At 44.4% G+C, this 22,557-nt stretch carries 24 protein-coding genes; 10 read left to right on the top strand and 14 right to left on the bottom strand.

Annotated elements, in window-relative coordinates; all coding sequences use genetic code 11:
* Positions 1–101: 101 nt before the first annotated feature.
* Positions 102–2,552 (bottom strand): YbcC family protein, encoded by a 2,451-nt coding sequence (locus KS2013_RS00960; RefSeq protein WP_068988524.1) that lies wholly within the window; start codon positions 2,550–2,552, stop codon positions 102–104.
* A complete protein-coding gene (locus KS2013_RS00965) occupies positions 2,549–4,018 on the bottom strand; it encodes an NADH-quinone oxidoreductase subunit L (RefSeq protein WP_456077565.1) in 1,470 nt (489 codons plus the stop codon). Before KS2013_RS00965 ends, KS2013_RS00960 begins: the two co-directional genes overlap by 4 nt.
* Before the next feature lie 178 nt (positions 4,019–4,196).
* Here KS2013_RS00965 and KS2013_RS00970 point away from each other — a divergent pair, with 178 nt between their 5' ends.
* Positions 4,197–5,081, top strand: a complete 885-nt coding sequence (locus KS2013_RS00970; RefSeq protein ID WP_068988527.1) for a LysR family transcriptional regulator — start codon at positions 4,197–4,199, stop codon at positions 5,079–5,081.
* Positions 5,082–5,144: 63 nt separating this feature from the next.
* Here the strand turns inward: KS2013_RS00970 and KS2013_RS00975 are convergent, their stop codons facing one another.
* The 3 genes from KS2013_RS00975 to apaG all read right to left on the bottom strand — a co-directional run bounded on the left by KS2013_RS00975 (position 5,145) and on the right by apaG (position 7,416).
* On the bottom strand, positions 5,145–6,011 hold the full coding sequence (locus tag KS2013_RS00975) for a YicC/YloC family endoribonuclease (protein ID WP_068988529.1): 867 nt from the start codon (positions 6,009–6,011) through the stop codon (positions 5,145–5,147).
* Between the two features lie 202 nt (positions 6,012–6,213).
* Positions 6,214–7,035 carry a symmetrical bis(5'-nucleosyl)-tetraphosphatase gene (locus KS2013_RS00980; protein ID WP_068988532.1) on the bottom strand — a complete coding sequence of 274 codons (822 nt, stop codon included), beginning with the start codon at positions 7,033–7,035 and terminating at the stop codon, positions 6,214–6,216.
* 3 nt (positions 7,036–7,038) lie between these two features.
* Complete coding sequence (gene apaG, locus KS2013_RS00985) at positions 7,039–7,416, bottom strand: Co2+/Mg2+ efflux protein ApaG (protein WP_068988534.1); 378 nt, start codon at positions 7,414–7,416, stop codon at positions 7,039–7,041.
* A 123-nt stretch (positions 7,417–7,539) separates the two neighbouring features.
* Here apaG and KS2013_RS00990 point away from each other — a divergent pair, with 123 nt between their 5' ends.
* From KS2013_RS00990 to KS2013_RS01000, 3 genes are read left to right on the top strand one after another with little or no spacing between them, the layout of a single operon-like run.
* Positions 7,540–8,331, top strand: a complete 792-nt coding sequence (locus KS2013_RS00990; RefSeq protein ID WP_068988537.1) for an SDR family oxidoreductase — start codon at positions 7,540–7,542, stop codon at positions 8,329–8,331.
* A gap of 15 nt (positions 8,332–8,346) precedes the next feature.
* Positions 8,347–8,769 carry an MAPEG family protein gene (locus KS2013_RS00995; protein WP_068988539.1) on the top strand — a complete coding sequence of 141 codons (423 nt, stop codon included), beginning with the start codon at positions 8,347–8,349 and terminating at the stop codon, positions 8,767–8,769.
* 14 nt (positions 8,770–8,783) lie between these two features.
* On the top strand, positions 8,784–9,272 hold the full coding sequence (locus KS2013_RS01000; RefSeq protein WP_068988541.1) for an FKBP-type peptidyl-prolyl cis-trans isomerase: 489 nt from the start codon (positions 8,784–8,786) through the stop codon (positions 9,270–9,272).
* 22 nt (positions 9,273–9,294) lie between these two features.
* Here KS2013_RS01000 and KS2013_RS01005 read toward each other — a convergent pair whose 3' ends face one another.
* On the bottom strand, positions 9,295–9,996 hold the full coding sequence (locus tag KS2013_RS01005; RefSeq protein WP_068988542.1) for an alpha/beta hydrolase family protein: 702 nt from the start codon (positions 9,994–9,996) through the stop codon (positions 9,295–9,297).
* Between the two features lie 41 nt (positions 9,997–10,037).
* Positions 10,038–10,754: a ribonuclease PH gene (gene rph / locus KS2013_RS01010; protein WP_068988543.1), complete on the bottom strand. Its 717-nt coding sequence runs from the start codon at positions 10,752–10,754 to the stop codon at positions 10,038–10,040.
* A gap of 259 nt (positions 10,755–11,013) precedes the next feature.
* Between rph and KS2013_RS01015 the strand changes: the two genes are divergently transcribed.
* On the top strand, positions 11,014–11,886 hold the full coding sequence (locus KS2013_RS01015; RefSeq protein WP_068988544.1) for a DUF4382 domain-containing protein: 873 nt from the start codon (positions 11,014–11,016) through the stop codon (positions 11,884–11,886).
* 34 nt (positions 11,887–11,920) lie between these two features.
* Here KS2013_RS01015 and KS2013_RS01020 read toward each other — a convergent pair whose 3' ends face one another.
* Both KS2013_RS01020 and KS2013_RS01025 read right to left on the bottom strand, forming a co-directional pair.
* On the bottom strand, positions 11,921–12,760 hold the full coding sequence (locus KS2013_RS01020; protein WP_068988546.1) for a hypothetical protein: 840 nt from the start codon (positions 12,758–12,760) through the stop codon (positions 11,921–11,923).
* Positions 12,761–12,820: 60 nt separating this feature from the next.
* Positions 12,821–14,599 carry a choice-of-anchor B family protein gene (locus KS2013_RS01025; RefSeq protein WP_068988547.1) on the bottom strand — a complete coding sequence of 593 codons (1,779 nt, stop codon included), beginning with the start codon at positions 14,597–14,599 and terminating at the stop codon, positions 12,821–12,823.
* A gap of 126 nt (positions 14,600–14,725) precedes the next feature.
* Here KS2013_RS01025 and KS2013_RS01030 point away from each other — a divergent pair, with 126 nt between their 5' ends.
* Positions 14,726–15,769 (top strand): alpha/beta fold hydrolase, encoded by a 1,044-nt coding sequence (locus KS2013_RS01030; RefSeq protein ID WP_228703687.1) that lies wholly within the window; start codon positions 14,726–14,728, stop codon positions 15,767–15,769.
* Positions 15,770–15,792: 23 nt separating this feature from the next.
* Here KS2013_RS01030 and KS2013_RS01035 read toward each other — a convergent pair whose 3' ends face one another.
* From KS2013_RS01035 to KS2013_RS01045, 3 genes are all read right to left on the bottom strand, one after another.
* Positions 15,793–16,986 carry an NAD(P)-dependent malic enzyme gene (locus KS2013_RS01035; RefSeq protein ID WP_068988549.1) on the bottom strand — a complete coding sequence of 398 codons (1,194 nt, stop codon included), beginning with the start codon at positions 16,984–16,986 and terminating at the stop codon, positions 15,793–15,795.
* A 202-nt stretch (positions 16,987–17,188) separates the two neighbouring features.
* Positions 17,189–17,851 carry an HvfX family Cu-binding RiPP maturation protein gene (locus tag KS2013_RS01040; protein WP_068988551.1) on the bottom strand — a complete coding sequence of 221 codons (663 nt, stop codon included), beginning with the start codon at positions 17,849–17,851 and terminating at the stop codon, positions 17,189–17,191.
* 11 nt (positions 17,852–17,862) lie between these two features.
* Positions 17,863–19,380: an FMN-binding glutamate synthase family protein gene (locus tag KS2013_RS01045; RefSeq protein ID WP_068988555.1), complete on the bottom strand. Its 1,518-nt coding sequence runs from the start codon at positions 19,378–19,380 to the stop codon at positions 17,863–17,865.
* 145 nt (positions 19,381–19,525) lie between these two features.
* Between KS2013_RS01045 and KS2013_RS01050 the strand changes: the two genes are divergently transcribed.
* Both KS2013_RS01050 and KS2013_RS01055 read left to right on the top strand, forming a co-directional pair.
* Positions 19,526–20,140 (top strand): RNA polymerase sigma factor, encoded by a 615-nt coding sequence (locus tag KS2013_RS01050; RefSeq protein WP_068988557.1) that lies wholly within the window; start codon positions 19,526–19,528, stop codon positions 20,138–20,140.
* Positions 20,134–20,373: a zf-HC2 domain-containing protein gene (locus tag KS2013_RS01055; protein WP_068988559.1), complete on the top strand. Its 240-nt coding sequence runs from the start codon at positions 20,134–20,136 to the stop codon at positions 20,371–20,373. The genes KS2013_RS01050 and KS2013_RS01055 overlap by 7 nt, the downstream gene beginning before the upstream one ends.
* A 41-nt stretch (positions 20,374–20,414) precedes the next feature.
* Here the strand turns inward: KS2013_RS01055 and KS2013_RS01060 are convergent, their stop codons facing one another.
* Positions 20,415–20,726 carry an outer membrane protein assembly factor BamE gene (locus KS2013_RS01060; RefSeq protein ID WP_068988561.1) on the bottom strand — a complete coding sequence of 104 codons (312 nt, stop codon included), beginning with the start codon at positions 20,724–20,726 and terminating at the stop codon, positions 20,415–20,417.
* Between the two features lie 126 nt (positions 20,727–20,852).
* Here KS2013_RS01060 and fur point away from each other — a divergent pair, with 126 nt between their 5' ends.
* Positions 20,853–21,254, top strand: coding sequence for a ferric iron uptake transcriptional regulator (gene fur / locus KS2013_RS01065; RefSeq protein ID WP_068988563.1), 402 nt, complete (start codon positions 20,853–20,855; stop codon positions 21,252–21,254).
* A 236-nt stretch (positions 21,255–21,490) separates the two neighbouring features.
* Entirely contained in the window at positions 21,491–22,261 is a 771-nt protein-coding gene (locus KS2013_RS01070; RefSeq protein WP_068988567.1) for a hypothetical protein, read from the top strand.
* A gap of 74 nt (positions 22,262–22,335) precedes the next feature.
* Here the strand turns inward: KS2013_RS01070 and KS2013_RS01075 are convergent, their stop codons facing one another.
* Positions 22,336–22,548: an RNA-binding S4 domain-containing protein gene (locus KS2013_RS01075; RefSeq protein ID WP_068988568.1), complete on the bottom strand. Its 213-nt coding sequence runs from the start codon at positions 22,546–22,548 to the stop codon at positions 22,336–22,338.
* Positions 22,549–22,557: the final 9 nt, after the last annotated feature.

The raw sequence follows: 22,557 nt of genomic DNA on the forward strand, positions 1-22,557 counted from the left end.
GATAACACATTAAAAACCTTACGCGGTATACAAAGTAAGCATTAAATCGTGATTTCTCTCGGTTTCTGGCTTTATATTTGGCGTAGAAGCCAGTGTTACCCTCAAGAAGTCGCGCAGGTTACCCAGTCACCTTGCTGATAGAAAGTTACCTGGCCGTTTTCAATGCGAGCAAGGTGAAGCCATTGATTATTGACCAATGAGGATACGACCGGCTGTTCCTGGAGTACTTTTTCAATGGTGTCTTCAGGTGCATCGATTACTACGGTTATGCGTAAAGGGGTGTGCTGCCACTCTTTACCATCGTGGACAGACTGTTTTGCCAAGCCAATCCTTAAGTCACCACCATTACCTTCGAATACGCCAATTCTACCCCCAACTACATTGTGAAGTGTTTTGTTACCGCTTCCATAGCGCAGAGTGTCAACGGTTGAAGCGAAGTACTGCATATTAATCCAGTTCGTGACCACCATTGGCGCCGTCATAATCTGGCTGAGCTGGGTCGCCTCTGGATCCTGGCTGTGATCGTACTCATGTAAAAAGGCACGCCCTTCGAAATCGAGACCTCTTGTTAGTGAGCGCGAACCAATGATAAACGCGGCATTATTTGCCAAGCCCCACTCTGGTCGAGTCTGAGCCCAGTCACTAGCTCTTTTAAAAATTGCTTTTTTCAAAGATTCAGGACGTTGCTTTAATTTTTCAAGACCCAGCGCAGGAGCTCGCTCAGCTCGCGCTGCTTCTCCCGCTTGTTTCAACGCATTGTTAATAATAGGAAGTAACTCAGCCGCTTTGCCTTGTAAATCATCAATATCAAATAGCGTCACCTGATCAGTCGTCGTATTATGCAGAGCAGCGACAAATCGGGTGGCTTCGGGGAGCACAACTCCACGTTCGGCTAGTCCTTCTCTTACCAGGGGATCATTTAGAATATCAGCAAGCGCTCGGGCGTTAACTTCACCTGTTTGACCGCAACAGGCACCACAATCTAAACCGGCTTTCTGTGGGTTATTTTCGGTCTGACTGCCATGGCCGACCAATAACACCAGCGGCGCGATATCGCTAGTCAAGTTCATTCCTTCAAGTACGCTGAATGCCAGCTCAATACGTTGAGAGACACCAGCCTGTAATATTGGGCGTAAGGCATGAGTCTGTTGTCGGGATAATCCTTTTGTTTCTTTATCACGGCCAGTGTTGCGGGTAAGTGAGCGTTTAATCAATTTACCGAGGTAACTTAGCCCCATGGTTTCAACCATGCTAAAGGTAGAGCCGGGAAGTGACTTAAAGTTAAACCAGTCTGCATCTTTACTGAGTTCTGACTGACGTTTTTCTATGACAGCCTGATCTAATGCTGGCTTACCAGTTGTATCCGTTACCGTCATGATAGGGGCGAGCAAACCAGGAAGTTGTGGTCGAGTAGCCGAAGTGCCTAGCGGAGTGTAGCTAATAGGGAGGCCGAAAAAACCAGCAAAGCCCAGGGTTGTAATCTGTTCTGATTGGTTTTCTAGATGGCGACGGAACACTTCAGAACGAACGTCAATACAAAAGGCGGCCTGGACCCGTGCGTTACTGGTACCTGGCTTGGTAGAAGTACCGGCCTTACTTAAAGTTTGAGCTAATTGTCTTTGATAACTGTGCTCGTGCGCTCGTTGCCAGATATGCTTTATCTGAATCAGCTGGCTATCATACTGCTCGAAATGGTTTTTCCATCTGGAGCGCCAGTCATGCCATGCCGAGCCATTATCTCTATCCGCATCATCAATCAACAGTTCCCAGCTCAGACGGATTGCCAGCAAATGAACCAGCGACTCATCATCGTCATTATTAAGATCCGCTTGCCACTTGAGATAGGAGCACCATGAAGCCCAGCCGCTAACTCGGTAAATATTGGCCTGCAAATAATCTGGCCAGTCGTGCTCGGGTATTTCAAGGTGAAGCAGAGCCTTGAGAATCTGCTGTCGAGGTGTGGGTTCAAGCTGAGAGGCTAAAGAAGGAATATCGTGAGCATTCATTAATAAGCTCACGCTATGGTCTTTAGTTAATGTTTTGCGCCAGCTCTGGTAAAGACTGTTAATTCGTTGTGGGTTCCAGTCAGACTGATGCTTATCGTAATAGGAGGCACAAAATTGAGAAATCTGGTGAGTAATGGTGTCACACCATGCAGGTTCATGCTGAAGATCGCGGCGGCTGTCGAGGCAGTCGCTCAACAGAGGAGCAGGCGTTAAAATTTTATCGGTTTGAGTCAGGGCATCTACGACCTCTTCGGGAGTTAATTGCGATGCCATAAGATCAAGTGATTGTTTGACGTCAACCATGCTTATTTCGCCATCCGCCCAAAGTTTCTGATAATAGGATAGCGACATTGTCATAGGGGAGCCTGCGAGGGCAGCCAGATGATGTGCAACGTCTGTAAATGGTTGCGAAATATGCGACCAGTACGGATTAACCGCAATCAGTTTATCCATTGGCCATGATGGTGCTATGCAACTTGAAGCATTCTGGATCGCTTCATCTACCTTTATACGTAAGGCTTCATCATGTTGGTGCAACGCATTCATGCTGTATCTCCTGATGTATGAGAGCGACGATTTACCTTTGTTTCCGCCTGCACAGGACTCAATTTAAGAGGCCAGATTTTGAAGGTTAACCGGGTAAAGGTTTCATCAAGATAAAAGCCATAATAAATCCAGGGGTAGATACGCTTGAGCAAACGGCCATCTGGATATTTCACAATGGCTACCTGGACTGCGTACAGTAACCCAAAGCAGATCACGATCCACAAAAGTTGCAGGTAACTATCAGTCACCGTAGTAGGTGTTACTGCGCTGAACAATGTGTGCCAGACGAAATAGAGGTTGGTAAGTGCAAGAATTCTAAAAACTCCAACTGTGAAGAGTGGTGTAGAGAAAAATCCCTGGTACCAAACCAAAGGAGCGAGGCCGAGAGTTAAAATAACAATAACTTCTTTGGCCAGGTAGAAACTGTCTAACCAGAACTGCCATAGTATTAAAGATGCAAATACGATTACGGCAGATACCAGCACTGACATGATTATGCCCTTAGGGACTGTCCCTCGATTGGTATAGTCCTTGGATTGAGCTTGCTTAACAGCATCACCGGCTGCCAGAAAGGCGTGCGCTTTATACAGGGAGTGAGCGACCAGATGCAAGAAGGCCAGTTCGTAAAGCCCAAGGCCAATTTCCATCAACATAAAACCCATCTGGGCACAGGTCGACCAGGCTAGTCGGACTTTAATACTGACTCGGGTCATCATGACCCATCCTGCCAGTACGGCACTTATCGCTCCGAAAACTACCAGTAGTGTTTGTGCTGGGGCTGACATCTCGATGAGGGTTGCCATGAAGATAAGAATATACCCTCCCATGTTGACAACACCCGCATGGAGCAAAGCCGAGACTGGGGTTGGAGCTTCCATAACCTGAATAAGCCAGCCATGTAACGGAAGTAGCGCTGACTTTAAAATAGCGGCAAGAGCAAAAAGTGCTGCAGCGAATTGAAGCGGGGCATTCAGGTTACCCATTTCGGCAAGAGCTTTGTTGATATCAGTTATTGAGAGGCTGCCAATGTCCCGATAAAGTAAAATCAGAGCAACCAGTAAGCACAGCTCCGCCAAGCGGTTGACTATAAACTTTTTATGGGCAACGACTTGTCCTTCTTTACGTTCATTATAGTAGGTCAATAAATAATGCAGACTAATACTGCTACCGCTCCATGCCAGAGCGAGGAATAGAACGTTGGTTGTCGATATTAATGTTAAAACTGAACCGATAGTGAAGATCATCGATCTTATAAAAAGAGCCTCCCGCGGTTCGCCTTCAAGGTATCGGGCTGAATAGTTGATGATGACCCAGCCAAGCACCGAGACCAGCGCGCCCATGATGACAGATGCCAAGGGGCCCATCGAGCCAGTGGTGATCCATTGCACCAGAGGGAAAAGAAAACTAATTAAAAGTGCTAACAGAGCGGTAATCTTGGCGATTTGCCAATGGTATCTGGTTGACATGAAGTTGAGAACAAAGCCTACTAAATACACCGTGGCGAGTATCAGACCGCTGCCCACAAAATACATAAAGACTCTCTTATTTAATTAGTTAACTCGACAGGCGCCATATTGCATCTGTTTTAATGTTTTGTAAAATATATAGATGTGATTTAAATGTTCTATAAAAGAGAACGATTATATGCGTAACCTCAACTTCCACCATCTGCACTATTTCTGGACAGTCGCTAAAGAAGGACATCTGACACGCGCTGCTGAAAAGCTTAATGTCTCTCAGTCGGCATTATCCTCGCAAATACGCCAATTAGAGAATCAGCTTGATCATGATCTATTTCTGCGACAGGGAAGAAGTCTGGTGTTAACAGAAGTTGGGCATATCGTCCTTCAGTATGCAGAAAGTATTTTTAATTTAGGCAGCGAACTACTGTCAGTCATGGAAAATGGTGAGCACCAAAAGGTGCAGCGTATCAAGGTCGGTGCTGTTGCTACGCTGTCACGTAATTTCCAGGAAAACTTTCTGCGGCCGGTATTTGGAAATACAGATATTAAGCTGGTGCTGAAGTCATCAAATCTTGAAGACCTTCTCAGTAAACTCGAGGTACATAAACTGGATCTGATTTTATCTAATCGGCCTGTGGTTTCCGACTCAGCTACTCCTTGGCGATGTAAATTGATTGCTGAGCAACGGGTATGCTTAGTAGGACCTAAGGATAAATTTTTGGAAAGCCTGTCCTTTCCGCAGGATTTGGATAAGGTCAAAGTATTAGTTCCCGGACCGGATAGCGAGATCCGAACGCAGTTTGATCTGTATTGTGAAGAGCATGGTGTTGTCGTTACGCCTTATGCGGAAGTGGACGATATGGCGATGATGAGGCTTTTGGCCCGAGACTCAGGAGGGGTGTCGGTAGTGCCGGAGGTTGTTGTTCAAGATGAGATTATCAGTGGTGTCCTGAAGAAATACACTACCTTTTCATCAGTCATTGAGAGCTTCTATGCTATTACGGCAAAGCGTCATTTTGACCTGCCAATAATAAAATCATTATTGAATTATCCTGAAGAGGCTTAGAGTGCAGTGGTGTTGAAATCAGAAGGCCCTGGTAGAGACAGAGCCTTCATAGTCCTGATGATGTTATTCAATATTTTGAACTTGTTCGCGCATCTGCTCTATGAGGACTTTAATTTCAACAGAGCTACTGGTGATATCAGCATTTATTGACTTGGATCCTAAGGTATTGGCTTCGCGGTTAAATTCTTGCATCAGGAAGTCAAGTCGACGGCCGACAGGTCCTTTGTCCTTTAGCAGACGTAAGCATTCAGTGACATGAGTATTTAAACGATCCAGTTCTTCAGCAACATCCAGTTTTTGTGCCAGGAACACCATTTCTTGCTCCAGTCTATCTGGATCAAGCTCAACTTGAGCATCTTCAAAACGGTTAATTAGACGTTCTCGTTGCCACTTCATTACTTCAGGCATCTGTTTTTCAACTTTACTGACTTCTGAGGATATGCCTGTCAAACGCTGCTCAATGATTTCGGCTAATGCTTCTCCTTCACGTTGTCTAACCTCGATTAACTGATCGACTGCCTGAGAAAAAGCCTGTTTAACATCTTTCTCCATAGTGTCAGTATCAGCTTCTTCCTGTTGTAACAAACCTGGCCATCGCATCATCTGAACAAGATCGGGCGATTGATTATCCTGCGCAAGTACCTGTAGTTCCTCGTGGGCTGTAAGTAGCTGTTGAGCCATTTCCTGATCGAGCTTCATGCGGCCCGAATGTTTTGGATTCATCTCGATACGTAATGTGCAATCCAGCTTGCCGCGGTTAAGTCGTTTCCGCAGAAGGTTTCTTAGCTCGAACTCAAGATGACGGAATGATTCAGGCATTCTGAAGTTCGGTTCAAGAAAACGTTGGTTTACAGATTTTATTTCCCAGGTAACGTTGCCCCATTCTGCAGCGAATTGCTGTCGAGCAAAGGCGGTCATGCTTTTTAACATACGTAAAGTGTGCTCCAAACTGCTTCGATTTAGCGAGAAATATTGTCAGGTTTTCTCGCGGTAAGAAAATAGACACCGAAAGCCCTAGATTGTACCTATATTTGCAGGTATTGGCGATAGTTGAGTCATGGCACTAAAAAAAGCAAATGTATCATGCCTGAAAGTGGTTTTGTTTAAAGCTTGGAATATTTCTAGATTATACCTATGCCCATCGACGTAATGCTTTAACATGGAAGCGTTTCTGATCTTCCAGTCGGAGCGCAGTGAGTTTGTTACCCCATACGCAGCCTGTATCAATAGCATAGATATTTTTCGCATTGGCCTTACCTTCAAGAGCAGCCCAATGACCAAACACAACTCTGGTTTCCTGTCCGATATTACTTAACTCGTACCAAGGACTAAGCCCCTTATCCTGTTTCCCAGGGGTGGATTTACTCTTAAAGTCTAGAGCTCCATGTTGATGGCAAAATCGCATTCGAGTGAGTGCGTTAGTAATAAAACGAAGTCTATCAATTCCTTTGAGTTTTTTGTCCCAGTGGCTAGGCTTGTTGCCATACATATGCTGGAAAAAGTCCTTGGCAGTATCTTTGGCAGACAGTACCTCCTCTAACTCATAGGCACAGGCAAGAGTGAGATTCAGATCCCACTCAGGGGGGACGCCCGCATGAGTCATCAGGAAGTCGTGAGACTTATCATAAACAGCAAGATTCTGGCGACGGAGCCATTTCATTAATGTTTTACAATTATCTGCCTTGAGAATACGGTTGAGGTCATCTTTTTTCGGTAGTTTTGCTTCGGTATAGTACACCGCTAACAGGTGGAGATCGTGATTTCCCAATACAATGTCCATAACGTCCTGATGGTCATAGGCATAATTCAGAACTTCTAGTGATTTGGGGCCTCGATTAACCAGGTCTCCGGCCAGCCAGAGTCTGTCATGAGTAGGATTGAAGTTGATTTTTGAGAGTAACAGACGAAATTCGTCGTAACAGCCTTGAATATCTCCAATCGCGTATGTTGCCATAGGTTAGTGCAGTACTCCGGGGGTGGTAAGACTGAAAACAGGGATTGGTGCTTTGAACTCAGCACCGTTCTGGCCAATCATGCTGTAATCACCTTCCATTGTCCCAATAGGAGTAGCGATGACTGCTCCGCTGGAATATTGATAACTTTTACCGGGCTCGATAAAGGGTTGCTCGCCAATGACACCCTGGCCCTGAACCTCAGTTACTTCGCCGTTAGCATCAGTAATAACCCAGTGCCTTGAGTCTAGTTTGGCACCTAGTTCGCCGGTATTTTCTATGGTTACTGTATAGGCGAAAACGTAACGCTCATTTTCAGGCTCTGACTGTTCTTCAATATATTCTGTTTTAACGCTAATTTGAAACTGATAATCTTCAGACATATAAATAAAAGGCTTACCTTTAGGTCGGTCTTATGAATTAACGATCATTGTCTAATGTAACTGTGTCAGGCGCAAGCCTGTGGTAGTATTTAGCTACTTTCGATTGAACCCTGGTGTATTTACATGTCATCAACAACATCATCAGCTGTAAAAACGGTCATGGTTACCGGAGCGAGCTCAGGTTTTGGTTTGGAAACTGCGAGGCGTTTCGCTGGTAAAGGTTATAAAGTTATCGTTGCTGCAAGACGTAAAGAGCGTTTGGACGAGTTGAAACAAAGTCTTGAGCAAGAATTCGGAGAAGGGAAAATCCATGTGCTGGAGCTGGATGTCACTTCTGAAGAGCAAGTTGACAGAATATTCAGAGAGCTACCGGAGGAGTTTTCACAGGTAGATATTCTGGTGAATAATGCCGGCCTTGCACTGGGACTGGAGCCGGCACAGGAAGCAAACCTTGAGGACTGGCACCGAATGGTCGATACCAATATTAAGGGTTTGTATTTGATGACACGAAAGATTCTGCCGGGTATGGTTGAGCGTAAAAGTGGCCATATCATAAATATTGGCTCAATAGCGGGAAACTACGCTTATCCGGGGGGTAATGCCTACGGCGCGACCAAGGCTTTCGTTAAGCAGTTTACCCGTAATCTGCGAGCAGACTTGTTGGGAACGCAGATACGCGTAACAAATATTGAGCCAGGACTTGCTGAGACAGAATTCTCTTTGGTCCGTTTTGGTGGTGATCAGGAGAAGGCTGAGAATGTCTATAAGGGAACCAACCCTCTGACAGCAGAAGACGTAGCTGAGGCTGTCGTTTGGGCCGCAGATCAGCCGCAGCATGTAAATATTAACAGTATAGAGCTAATGCCAACGTCACAGGCATGGGCGGCACTTGCCGTCGATAAAGTTCAAGGCTAGCCAACAGGAGTCAATATGTCTTTTCAACCAATTCTAATTCCAGTTTTTGTAATGGTTCTGTTAACTTTTTCTGTTGCGGTGGTCATGGCTCGGCGTCGTTTTAGGTTTTATCGCCAACAAAGGTTGCACCCTCAGAAAACAGCCTCGAGAGAGGATATGAGCCGCCTGATGGAAGATAACCGAGCTCCAGACCACTTTATGAATCTGTTTGAAATGCCGGTTCTGTTCTATTTAGCTGTAGTCATCGCGCTGATTACCAGTAGTACCTCTGATTGGTTGTTAGGGCTGTCATGGCTCTATGTTTTATGTAGAATTGCTCATGCCTATATCCACTGCACCTATAACAACGTATTTCATCGCTTTAAAGCGTTTATCTCCAGCTACTTTGTTCTATTGGCGATGTGGGTTGTATTGATTGTAGATATTGTTTGGATTTGAAAGAAAGTATTAGCATGAAGATTGAAAAAGATAGCGTTGTAGAACTGGATTATAAATTAATGGATCTTGATGGGAATGTCTGGGAGAGTTCTGATGAGGGCGGTCCCTGGGTTTATCTGCATGGTCATGGTGAAGTGATGCCGGGCCTCGAAGATAAGCTAATTGGAAAATCTATTGGACAGAAAATCAAGGTAGAATTCGGGCCAGAAGAAGCTTATGGTCCTTATGAAGAAGAATTGAAAACAGAAGTGCCGAGAGAAGCATTTGCCGATGTAGAAAATTTGACTGAGGGTATGCGCCTGGCTGCTGAAAGCAGTGATGGTGTCCATGCGGTCATGGTGCGTGAAGTCAGAGATGACGTGGTAGTGATTGATGCGAATCACCCTCTGGCTGGACAGGCGGTTAAAGTTGAGGTGAAGGTTTTATCAGTTCGCCCGGGTACTGCCGAAGAGATTTCTCATGGTCATGTCCACAAGAGTGGTACCTGCGAGCATAGGCACTAGTAGTTCTTAAGTTAAAAGCAGCTCACTTCTTGAGCTGCTCAATCATTCGCTCATAGATGGTTGTTACCACTTGCGCAGATTCCTGTGGTTTGGTGTATAACAAAAAGTGACTCCCTTGCATCGGATATTTTTCCGCCTGTGGGAAAACCTCTTCAATACTGTCTAACGCTCTTTGATTTAGCACCCGATCATTGCTGGCTTCAACATAAGCAACGGGTATATCAGGTTGCCTTGGAAATGATTTCAGTTCTGCCAGTGCTTTTGTTCTCTGTTTGAGAATATCATCCGGAATATCGTGAATGACCTGTTTTACATGCTGAACCTGCTCTGGATTGGCATCGTTATTAAGGAAGGTTCTGCTCAGGGTTCTATCAATAAAAGGTAGCTTTAAAATAGTTTTAGCAGAAACTAGTTGCGATAGGGCAAGTAGTGGTTTGCTTGGTGTTGCTAGTAAACTTACAAAGAAGATCAAACCCTGTAGGGGGATATCATTATTTTTCAGCAAGTTGGGGCCAATGGAACCGGCAAATGACTCAAGCAAAAGTATGAAGGGCTCTTGTGGCAATAGCGGTGTGACTGACTCGGCAATAGATTCATGATCCTGGGGACAGTCTTCAGGAAGAGGAATAAACTTAACGTCCATGGGCAGACTATCCAGGAACTCACGACAGAGAAGGTCATTACCATTGAGGCCGGGAATCATAACCAGTTTAGGTTGCTTCATAATAGTTATTGAAGAGGGGCGGTGCCCCTCAGCTCCTGCTGTTAAGCACCGATTGCTTTGTGCTGGATGTCGAATATCTCGCGGATACCCTGCTTTCCGAGCTCTAGCATTTGCATAAGTTCTTCACCGCTGAATGTTTCGCCCTCAGCAGTACCCTGAATTTCAATAAAGCCTCCATTCTCATCCATTACCAGGTTCATGTCAGTCTCAGCGCTGGAGTCTTCATCATAGTCCAAATCAAGAACGGGTGTTCCTTTGTAGATGCCGACGGATACAGAGCCAATCATGTGCTTTAGGGGATTGGTTTTAAGAGCGCCTTTTTGACGCATGGCAAAAAGTGCATCGTGCAATGCCACGCTGGCACCACTAATAGAAGCTGTTCGGGTACCGCCGTCAGCCTGGATAACATCACAGTCAAGATATATGGTGTGTTCACCGAGCTGCTTTAAATCCACAGCAGCACGTAAAGAGCGTCCAATTAAACGTTGAATTTCAAGTGTACGACCTCCCTGCTTACCACGGGAAGCCTCACGATCCATGCGACTGTGTGTAGAGCGCGGTAACATCCCATACTCAGCGGTGAGCCAACCCTGCCCCTTACCTTTGAGGAAGCGAGGAACGTTATCGACCACACTGGCGTTACATAGTACTTTGGTTTCGCCAAATTCTACAAGAACCGAGCCTTCTGCATGTTTGGTGTAATTGCGTGTAATAGTGATAGGTCGTAACTGGTTACTGCTTCGTCCGCTAGGTCGCATAAGTACTCCCGCTGCTGCTGATAGTAAAATCTTTGGGCAAATTATACGTAAACTGAAGCTTGATTCCTATGAAAGCTTTTTCGTGCGCTGTAATTAATTGAAATCGAATGTAAAAATTAAAAAAATCAGTGAAATTTGTGAAGGAGATCGAATTTTTCAGGAAAAAAATGGAATTGTGTCGGAATAAAGCAATAACTTGAAACGTCGAATATATAGATGTGGTATTTTCCATAACGATTAAAAACCAACTGGAGGCAAAATGAAAACTATATTGAAAACAAGCCTGATTGTAGCTGGTGTTGCTTTAGCTTTAACTGCTTGTAGGGATGACGACCCTGATAATGGTAAATTATCAGTAGCTGTGACGGATGCGCCGATAGATGATGCAGAAGCGGTAGTAGTGCAGTTTACAGGCATTGAAATACAAGGCCCTGGCGGACAACAAAGCTTTGATTTCGATACAGCGAAAACCATTGATTTATTACAGTTGACAGGCGATGAGTCACTGGAGCTTTTGCCAGAGACTGAGTTGACAGCTGGCCAATATCAATGGATGCGCCTGAAGGTTAATGCTGAGCGAGGCGTTACAGATTCGTATATCGACATTAATAGCGCGCGTTACTCACTATTCATCCCAAGCGGCAGCGAAACTGGATTGAAGTTAAACCGTCCGTTTGTGATCGCTGCTGGTGGTATCACTGACTTGACCGTAGATTTTGATTTGCGTAAGTCTGTTCATGAGCCTCAGGATGCTGCACAGGATTACTACTTACGCCCAACTTTACGTGTCGTTGATAACCTGGAAGTAGGTCATATTACGGGTATGGTTGATGCAAACCTGATCGATGCAGAAGGCTGTACTGACTCAAGTGCGGTATATCTGTTTGATGGTGCTGATGCTGAGACAGATGATGTTGATGCTAATGAACCAGAGCCGATTACTACAGGATTAGTCGAAGTAAATAACAACGGTGACTACGTTTATGAAATTGGCTTTGTAGTTGCAGGCGAATACACCCTTGGCTTTACTTGTGAAGCAGCGAATGACGATCCTGAAACGGATGACGTGATTAACTTTACAACTCAAAACGTAACGGTTAACGCCAATGAGACAGTAACTGTAGATTTCTAATAATCGTAGTTTACTGACTGATTAAAAAGGCACTCTATACAGGGTGCCTTTTTTTGATCAGACCGCGTCCTATTTTGATGGCTAGCCATAAGAAGATAAGCGGGAAGAGGATGGTCTGGACGATAAAGATGGTGATAAGTTTTATCACACTCTGACTGGCTTGCTCAGCTGCTTGTTGGTAAGCCGCAATTTGCTTTTTAACGTCTAGCTGGCTTGCCGCATCGCTTAACCAACGCTGGGTTTTTTCAAATGCAGAAAGGTCTTCTTCTGCTAGCTCCTGATCCTCTGGAGTATTTTGGCGGATAGTATTTTCGGTTTGCTCTAAACCCTGGCTAGCCTGTTGGTAATCAGTGACCATAAACGCCTGATATAATCCCTCAGAGGTTAAGGCCATCACTGGAACGGTAAAGCGGACAAGCACCAAAAATGCTGCAACTTTAAGAGTAAAACTCGGGAACTTGCGGTGCTTATACTGACAATAAAGAAGATAAACAATAGTAAAGATCCAGAAAGCTATGAGCGTATAGTTAAAGAATGCCCAGGCGCTTAGAGTCAGCATCAGTTTTTGTACGCCGATAGCACTTGCCGTGATAAGCATGACGACAGAAAAACGCTCTATCAGGTCATTTATAGGATCAAGAATTTCGCCTGGGGACAGAGTAAGCCCAACCCCTGCTGGTTGCATGGCAATCTCAGCTTCTTGTGCCACAGAGATTAAACCATTGAGTCCTCTTGCCACAGCAAAAGCTACCAGACTCCTTTTTAATACCTGGTCGGTGTATTGTTCTCCATGAAAGTCCAGAGCTTTGCTGCCTGCCAGCAGGCTGGCTATTGCCAGGCTGATGATGATGAGCCATGTATTTATTTGTTTCATAGATATGCAAGCCTGTTATTTGTTTGCCCGGATAGATAATTCCGGGCAAAAGTTATATGTTTAAGGGGTTATGCGTCTGATAGAACATACCAGCAGCAATAGTAGTGTCATCAGCGGCACTGAGCCTCCGCCTGAGCTTGTTGACCTAGGCGGCTCTATGGCAGGAGGGCCCTCGTCACCGATATTACTGTTATCTTTAAGAACAAATAAGCCGTTGGATATGTCACTGACGAGAATATTGCCACTGGGTAAATAAGGAAAAGTACCCCAGGCGCCATCAAATTGTGAGTCATTTGCTTCTGGAACCGGGTAGCTATCGAAGTAAGCAATTTCTTTTGGGCTGCTTGGAGTAGAAACATCCAGTATAGTCAATCCCCGCTTGTAGTTAGACATGTAGTATTTATCACCAAGGGTAAAACCGTTATGATCAATCGCTGGAGTTTGGCCAACATAGGAACCAACAACTCGTGGAGCTGTCAGGTCGCTAATATCCATAACGTATAGTGTTGTATTGACACCAAGATTACGTTCATCCAGTTCATCCTGAATGAAAATATAATTTTTGTCTTTGGAGTACCAACCGGAATGTGTATAGCTGGCACCGTCATAAGGGGTGCTGCTGATGCGAACCGGAGTAGATTTATCAGTTGTATCCCAGATATCTACAGTATTTTCATTAAAATCAATAAACAGTTCACAGGGATTATGGCCATCAGCACACTGTCCTGTGCGATTATCTGTAATCAGCATATTGGTAGCATCATGAACATAACCTGTTGAGTCAGGAGTTGTGACGAGGCTAGGGCTTTCAGGATCGGTAAGATCAAAAACTCGATATGAACCATTCCCAAGATTCGAGCCGGCGATATAGAGGTATGGTTTCTGGCCAGACAAAGCAGTGCCGTTAGTGTAGTCAATATTGCCCAGATAAACGTTATGCGCGGTACGGAATACATCGATGGTATTGACTAACTCAATACTGTCCGGGGCATTGCTGAGGTTGATAACTTGCAGTCCTCCCTGGCCCTCGGTAGTGACATAGGCATAAGCCTTATATTGACCAGTGGCATTATCGAGATATTGGTAAACTTTTATATCACGCCAGGTACTAATGGCACCGGAAATAGTTCCGACTTCTACGGGGGTTTGTGGATCAGTCACATCAATGACAGAGGTACCATTATAAACACCCATAACAGCGTATTCTTTGTTGTTATTTAAATCGATATATCCCCAGATATCGTTAGCGCTAGTTGGGTTACTGCTGAGTTGATTGAGTGCAAGTTGTGACAATAAATCAACCTGATAACAGGGGAAGTCATCTGCCATGCCGTTAACACATGAGATGCTGGATTTGTTAGTAGAGTTTACTTTTTGGTACCGATTAAGGAGCTCAAGATACTCCGGTTTCTGACGAAACTGCTTGTTACCTTTTTCGTCACGCAGCAGGTTAAAGCCTTTATCTGTGAGAGTATCACGGTATTTTGCAGGTAGCCCCACAATGGTGGTGACATTTTCATCAGGAGACTGGTTTGCGTAGTTATCATCTGTGGAAAAGCCACCCAGAACCGAAACCATATCGTTTAACAGGTAGAAGATATCCATTTCCTGTGCGTAGTAGGTCCCAGAAGCAACGTATATCTTGTCACCTTTACTGGACTGGTTAACAGCATAGCTGATGGAGGCGCAGGGTTTTGATGGAGTAGCACAATTCCCTTCATTAACACCATTCTCGGCTACGTAGCGCACGGGATGGGCTCCGCTGTGAGCATGAGCCTGCAGTGGAATCAGTAATGATAGGGCTATCAGCTTAAGACCAGATAAAACTAGTTTGGACATAGTGGGCTCCTGATAAATTAGTGTATTCAGCCTATAACAACAAAATTATCATTTCCATGAAAAAGACCCGATGTTCAGGTATAAAAGTGATTAAGTAATAAGTTGATGGTAGATGGGATAATAGTGATGAAGAAGTTTCTGAGGGGCTTAATGGTGGTATTACCATTAGTTGTTAGTGTGAACATTGGATTGGCAAAGCAGCAGCTCCCGGCTCTACCTGATAGCAGTCGTCTCGAGATGGTTCATGACCATCAGTTACATATACGAGAAACGACTGCAGTAACTCGAGGGCCGACCTTAGTATTATTGTCAGGGCCAACTGATAATTGGCACAGCGATTCGGCATGGTGGGTTTTGGCGCAAAATTATTTAGCCCAGAAGTATCATACGGTATTAATTGATCGCGCGGGTCAAGGTTGGTCTGAAATGATTAAATTACCCTCATACAGCCATTTTGCATCGGACCTTTCAATGCTAATAAAATCCGACGCGTTAAATTCATCAGGCGAAGAGGTAGTAATCGTGGCTTTTGCCAGTGCAAATCTTGCGGTACGGCAAGCGCTTCAGGAAGAAGCTGTTAGGCAAAAGGTTAGAGGCGTAGTGCTGATCGACCCCGATGTTTTAACGGAATTCTCGATTAAGCATTATACCAGTGAAACTGAAAAGTACAGACTAGAGTGGGATGCATTAGAGGCTTTCATCCAGTCTGGTAAATATGACTCGAGAGTCAAAGCCAAGCTGAGGGATGAGCTAAAGCATGTAAAAGAGATTATTCCTGAGGAGTTTCGTCAGCTTATGGATTGGGGATATTATGACGCCATCGAAACTATTCGTAGTACCCGTGAATACCAGATACATAAATTTTTAGAGACTACAGCTTATTTAAAAGATTTAAACAACGCTCAGGCACAGCCGATTCCACAAAGCATACCTCTAATCATCATCGATACAGACTTTGAGGCCGTATATTTGAAGCAGTTGACGGACGAAGCCGCGAAGCTCTCGGTTGCTGAGTGGAGAAAAGAGGGTAGTGCCTGGTATCGTAGTTTGACTGAAAAAAGCCACTGTGGAACTTATTGGGCTGTTGAGACTGAGGAACACTTGTTGATGTTTTCAGATCCTGAAGTGATAGAGCAGGCCATCGAAAAATTGCTGACCTGCTCCATTTAGTTCACATTGTATGTAAATACTATTTATAGTGGCCGCTGAACGTTATCTTTTATTGCTTGTTCTCGAACAGCTTCGGCGACCTTTTGTGCAACATTTCGGTTCAGAGGATCCGGAAGAACGTGGTCGGCAGAGATATGGTTAACTGCTTCTGCTAAAGCATTTGCAGCTGCAATCTTCATGGCCTCTGTGATACGGGTAGCTCGTGCTTCGAGAGCACCGCGGAAGATACCAGGGAAAGCCAACACGTTATTAACCTGGTTCGGGAAATCGCTACGACCTGTTCCCACCACTGAAGCTCCAGCTGCTTTGGCTTCATCTGGCATAATCTCAGGGATTGGGTTAGCCATGGCCAGAATGATCGGGTCCTTATTCATCAACTTAATGTCATCACCGTTAAGTAAATTACCCTTTGAAACACCAATGAAAACATCGGCATCACGCAGCGCATCCTTTAAGTCTCCATTGCGACTATGGCGATTGGTGTAAGCCAGCACTTTTTTCTTTTCGTGGTTCAGGTTATCGCGATCAGAAGATATGATTCCTTTAGAATCACAAACCAGTACGTCTGCAACAGGGATGCAGGCTGCTTCGTCATGCCCAACACAGCGTAGTAACTTCGCAATGGCTGTACCAGCAGCTCCTGCCCCATTAATAACCACTTTCAATTCCTGAATATTTTTGCCGGTCACTTTGCAGGCATTAATAAGTGCGGCTAGAAGGACAATTGCAGTACCATGCTGGTCATCGTGGAAAACCGGGATACCAATATCCTGTAATGCTTCTTCAATCTCAAAGCATTTAGGTGCTGCGATATCCTCTAGATTTATGCCACCAAAAGTTGGAGCAATAGCCTTGACTGTCGTAACAATCTCTTCAACAGACTCAGCGTCAATGACCAAAGGGACACCATCAATATCTGCAAACTCTTTGAATAATATAGCCTTACCTTCCATTACAGGCAGGGCTGCTTCTGGGCCAATGTCACCAAGACCAAGCACGGCAGAGCCATCAGAAACAATCGCCACTGAGTTGCCCTTCATAGTATAGAGATAGCTTGAATTTTTATCTTTTGCGATGTGGTTAGAGACAGCAGCTACACCAGGGGTGTATGCCACAGAAAGATCATCGCGGTTTTGAAGAGGAACTTTGCTTTTAATTCCCCATTTGCCGCGAAGATATTTATGAATGTCTAAGGATTTTTTGAAAAATTCACTCATGATTTTTGATTTCGGGGATTTGTGCGACCTAATGATACTCTTATTGTAAGGTATTTGTGGTCGGATTAGCACCGTAAAACCGGGCTATTTGATAAAAAATGAGGACTAATTGAATTTAAACGAGCTATTCAAGGCTCCGTTGCCCCTTTTCTTGCCTTGAAGGAAAGCCGGCAACGGAATGAAGTAGTGTTTTAAACGCTGTTTAATCTGCCTGCGAGGGTTTATTTGAAGCAAAGAACTGGTAAATGATTGCTGCTAAACCAAGCCCAATCAGAATAAGTCCTGTGGTTGGCATGACAAACACCAGCGTCAAGCCGAAAACGGTGAAGGCTGCGCCAATGGTAGCAATATCACATACTGTTTTGTTTTCAGGCTGTTTTAAATATTTACTGATAAGGTGATCGAGGCTGATTTTGCCAGCACCGTTAAAGACGAGTGGCAAAGCCATGACGATAAATATCAGTGGTAGTTTGAAATTACCGTTACCGTCATTACTAATCGCATAACCCTGCCATAACTCGGACAATGAGCCCCAGCTTTCGGGCCAGTGAACCGCTGCGGTCGCTACTGCGGTAATAATGATAAGAGACAGAGCCGCAAAGCGTGTGAAAAGGCCGAATAATATCAGTAGAGCAAAAATCACTTCTCCATAAGCTGCAAGAACCCAGTTGGTATCGGCGGAGAACATGCTAAAGGGGAAGGGGAAGTTGTCCTGAACATTACTGAACCAATTATTACCCTTGAGTTTTGTTGTCCCCGCTTCCCAGAACTCCCACGCAAGTATTAACCTTAATCCCAGGTAGGCGAAAAAAGCACCAGCAGAATTAAGTCTGGGTATGATGTGGTCGGTTATAAAACGAGTCATTACTTTGCTCCTCAAAGTTTTTTGGTTGGAATACTGTTCTCTTGATAAGGGTGTATCTTATCTAAAGGAGTCGATAAACCTGTTTCTGTTACAATGCGTACGTGATGTCTTTTTAATTCTCGAGGTTCGGGAACGCCACAGGAATGCGCAATCATACCGACAGCTTTGAGCATATTTTTGTGATAATGGTAAACCCTCTCGGCTTTATTCGGTACGACAAGCCCTTTTTGCAGGTCAGTGTTGTGAGTAGTGACGCCCGTTGGACAGGTGTTTTTATTACACTGCAAGGCCTGAATACAGCCTAAAGCAAACATAAAGCCCCTGGCCGAAAGAGCGAAGTCAGCACCCATTGCCAAAGCCCAGGCAACGCCCGATGGGTTTATCATTTTACCTGAACAGATAACCTTGATTCGATCACGCAGGCCCTGGTTCTCGAGAACGTTTAGTACCATGGGTAAACTCTCTTTGATAGTCAGTCCAACATAATCAAATAGTGGCTGAGGCGCCGCACCTGAACCGCCATCTGCACTGTCAATGGTGATGAAATCGGGTGCAGACTCAATGCCCCGTTTATGGATCTCTTCACATAGCTGGTAAAGGAAAGTATCGTTACCGATAACAGTTTTAAACCCAACGGGTTTGCCACTGATATCTCGGATGTGATTGATCATGTCTAGCAAGTCACAGACGTTACGGATTTCAGGATGACCATTGGGACTGATGGACGGTTCGCCAGCAGGTATGCCTCTGATCTGGGCAATTTCTTCAGTGACCTTTTCGGCGGGTAATAAACCGCCTTTACCGGGTTTCGCACCTTGGGCCAACTTGAGCTCAATCATTTTTACCTGTTGGTGTGAGCTGACTTCCTTGAGTTTGTCATCATTGAGGCTACCATCATCGTTTCTTACGCCATACTTTGCTGTACCAATTTGAAAAACAATATCGCCTCCACCAGTAAGGTGGTAAGGCGAAAGACCTCCCTCTCCTGTATTGATCCAGCATCCGGCTTTTGCAGCACCGCGAGATAATGCCTCAACGGCAACTTTTGACAGTGCGCCATAGCTCATACCTGAAATATTAAAAAAACTTTTTGCCAAATAGGGGGTGCGGCAATATGGACCAATCAGAAGCGGTGGTGACTCTACGGCATTTTTTTCAAGTGTAGGGAACTGGTCATTAAGGAACATTACTGTCCCTGTCGGGGTGAGGTTGCGTGTGGAGCCAAAAGCCAGTGTTCTACTGACATTCTTAGCCGCGCGATATACCCAGCTTCTTTCCGCCCGATTGAAAGGCATTTCCTCACGATCCAGAGTGAAGAAATACTGTCTGAAAAACTCTCCGAGATGCTCGAACCAATAGCGCAAATGACCTATGACTGGAAAATTACGGCGAATGGCATGCTTTTTCTGAGTACGGTCAATGACGTAAACGATAAGTATGGTCAGTAACAGTAGCAACAGGGCCAGCACAAAAATAAGACCTACCCAGTTCAGTATTGTTTTGACCAATGCCATAAAACCAGACTCCATGGAGAAACCCCTCATTTACACTTCTATAAAGACTTGTTGATAGAAATAGCGCTAAACTAGTTTATAAGACTAAAGCTATCGTTATGCTAAGATTAATCGAGGTTTTACTAGCAAGTCAAAATAAACCTCCATGCTAGGGAGTAATATGAAAAACCAAAATCTGCCGCCTGAAGCAGAGCTGGTAAAACGTTTAAAGAATAATGACGTTGCTCTGTTTGAACAGGTGGTGAAAACTTACCATTCTTCGATGTACGCTGTGGCTCATGCTATTGCAGGGCCGGCCATTGCTGATGAAGTGTTGCAAGAGGCATGGGTTTCTGCCATTAATGGCATTCAAAAGTTTGAAGGCCGCTCAGCCTTAAAGTCGTGGCTAATTCGTATTGTGGCCAATGAGGCAAAAACGAGACTAAGAAAAGAATCAAGGTCTGTGTCGCTTGAGGCTATCGATGAGCAATGGTCTACAGACAGTCGGTTTACACCAAATGGTCACTGGGCGCAGGCTAATCCTGAATGGGACATATCATCCCCGGACGAGTTGTTGGCAGCCGATGAACTACAAGAGTGTGTTAAGAAGCAAATCAGTAACTTACCCGAAAATCAGCAGCAAATTTTGAATTTAAGAGATGTGGGTGGTATGGATATGGGCACAATCTGTAACATCTTAGAGATCTCTGCATCTAATGGCCGGGTACTGTTACACCGGGCTAGAGATAAAATGCAACAGGTGGTAGCGAGATTTCAGAGGACAGGAAAATGTTAAGTTGTAAGCACGTAGTAGAGCAGGGTTCTGATTACATAGATAATGAACTAAGTATCTGGCGTAAGCTAGAGATGAGATTGCATCTGGTTATCTGTGTTCACTGTCGCCGATATATAAAGCAACTGCATCGTACTGTCATAATGCTGTCTAGGGGGCACTATAATGATCCTGGTGAACAGCAGCTTGAGAATTTAAAGCAAGAGTATAAAAAAATGAGTAAGGCCCAATCTTAAGAGGTTCCCCCCGTGAGCGAGGGGGCCTATCGGATATTTTCTTACTCTTTTTCAGGCTTAACGGTACCTTCCAGGCTATCCAGTTTGTCGTCAACAAAATGTAGAATCAGACGGTCTGAGCGAGACTCACCGCTCGAGGGTTCAAGATAATACAAATAGTACCAGGTATTATTGTCCAGATTAGTGTTAAGGGCTGGTTTGCCTAAAATGTAGGCAATCTGGGATTTGCTCATTCCGAGCTCTATTTTATTGATTTCTTCCTGTTGTAGGATGTTTCCTTGTTGAACAGAAGGCGTGTAAACGCAAGCAGAAACTGATGCAGCTAATAATATTAATAAAAACAGTTTTTTCATGTATGACCTAATATTCATTAATTTTGTGAGTAAGGGTGACTAAATTTAACTTTCCCAATCACTTTATATACAATCTGGGCACTAGTATAATCATTTTGTCGCGCAAATCTATCGGAGGATGTATTTTTGGACAGTCAGCAGCTTAAAAAAGCGGGCCTTAAAGTAACTCTGCCTAGAGTTAAGATTTTACAAATATTAGAAAGTTCCGAGGAACGTCATCTAAGTGCAGAAGATGTCTATAAAATGCTGCTTGATGCCGGTGATGATGTAGGGTTGGCGACGGTATATCGGGTACTGACACAATTCGAGTCTGCTGGTCTGATTACGCGACATAACTTCGAAGGCGGACATTCTGTTTTTGAGCTGGATGATGGCGACCACCACGATCACATGGTTGATGTGGATGATGGCACGGTTATTGAGTTCATGAATGATGAAATCGAGCGCCTGCAGCACGTCATTGCAGAAGAGCATGGCTTTGAGATTGTAGACCATAGCTTAGTTCTGTACGTTCGCAAGAAAAAATAATCTCCCCTGATTGCCTAAATGGACTGGGAATGTACGTGAGTTTCCAGTCCGCCAGTGATTGGCGAACGTTATCAATCTCATTCCTTCCCCAGTTTACCGTCTGTAAAAAATACTGACTGTTTATATTTTGTACAGCTGAGAGTATACTCTTTTGCAGTTTGAAATCCTTTTTTGATTTCTGCGCGCTTGCGTTTGTTCGGGGCAAAGTCCCAAGTTAACAAAAAGGAGTTAGCACTATGTACAAACGTATAAAACAATATTGCCTGTTAATGGCAACCTGTTCTCTTATTTTCTTATTCTCCTCACAAGCATTTTCAGCGGAAGAGAAACCAGCTGCTATGGCCGAGATGTGGCATTTTGTCATCGACCCTGCTGATGGTCAGGCTTTTGAAAAAGCTTTTAAAGAGCATGTTGAGTTCAGGAAAAATAATGGGGATACACGTGACTGGTGGGTTTACACGCCACACACGGGTGTATTAGGACGGGACTATTATGTACGCCACTGTTGCTTTAAATGGGGACAGCACCAAAAGTATGTGGACATGGAAGGGATGGATAAGCTATCTCAGGATTGGTATGACGGACCTGCTAAATATGTGAAAAAGACAAAGCACTTTTACTCTTGGGTTGATCGTGAAAACAATCACTGGCCAAAGGATACAAAAAGTAACTTTTTAAGGTTAGCTCACTATAAGCTCAAAGTAGATTCAGATATGGGGCCTGTGGTGAAAGAAATTTCTGACCTTGCTAAAAAAATTGGGTGGAAGCGCGCCTGGGGCTGGAGTTATGAAAATAATATGGATGGTACCTATCTAACTTTAGCTATGCCAAGTGCGGACTTTGCTGGATTTGAATCGCCTAATCCTAATTTCGAAGAAGCTGCAATAAAAGAAATAGGTGAAGAAAAGTATAAAAACCTATTTGATCGATTTGACTCCAATGTCGAAAGTCGGCATTTCAGGATCATGCGATACAGACCTGGTCTGTCACTGATTCGTGAGCAGTAAGGCTGGGATAATGCCTATAAAAGCGCGGCAAAAATGCCGCGCGGGCATTCAAGTTTATTAAGGTGCCTCTGAAGTCAGTTTAAAGTAACTTCATACGTTTGTTCCATAAACTCAATGATATCACCCGAAACGATCTTCTTGCGTTTCTGGGTCTCAACAGAGCCGTTGACCTTCACCATCCCCTGGCTAATCACCATTTTTGCTTCACCACCGCTAGACACAATCCCCTCAAACTTGAGAATCTTGAATAGCTCTATGGGTTCTCTGTTAATAATGATTTTGCTCATAGATGACCT

The organism is Kangiella sediminilitoris, from assembly GCF_001708405.1.
GTDB classification, from domain to species: Bacteria; Pseudomonadota; Gammaproteobacteria; order Enterobacterales; family Kangiellaceae; genus Kangiella; species Kangiella sediminilitoris.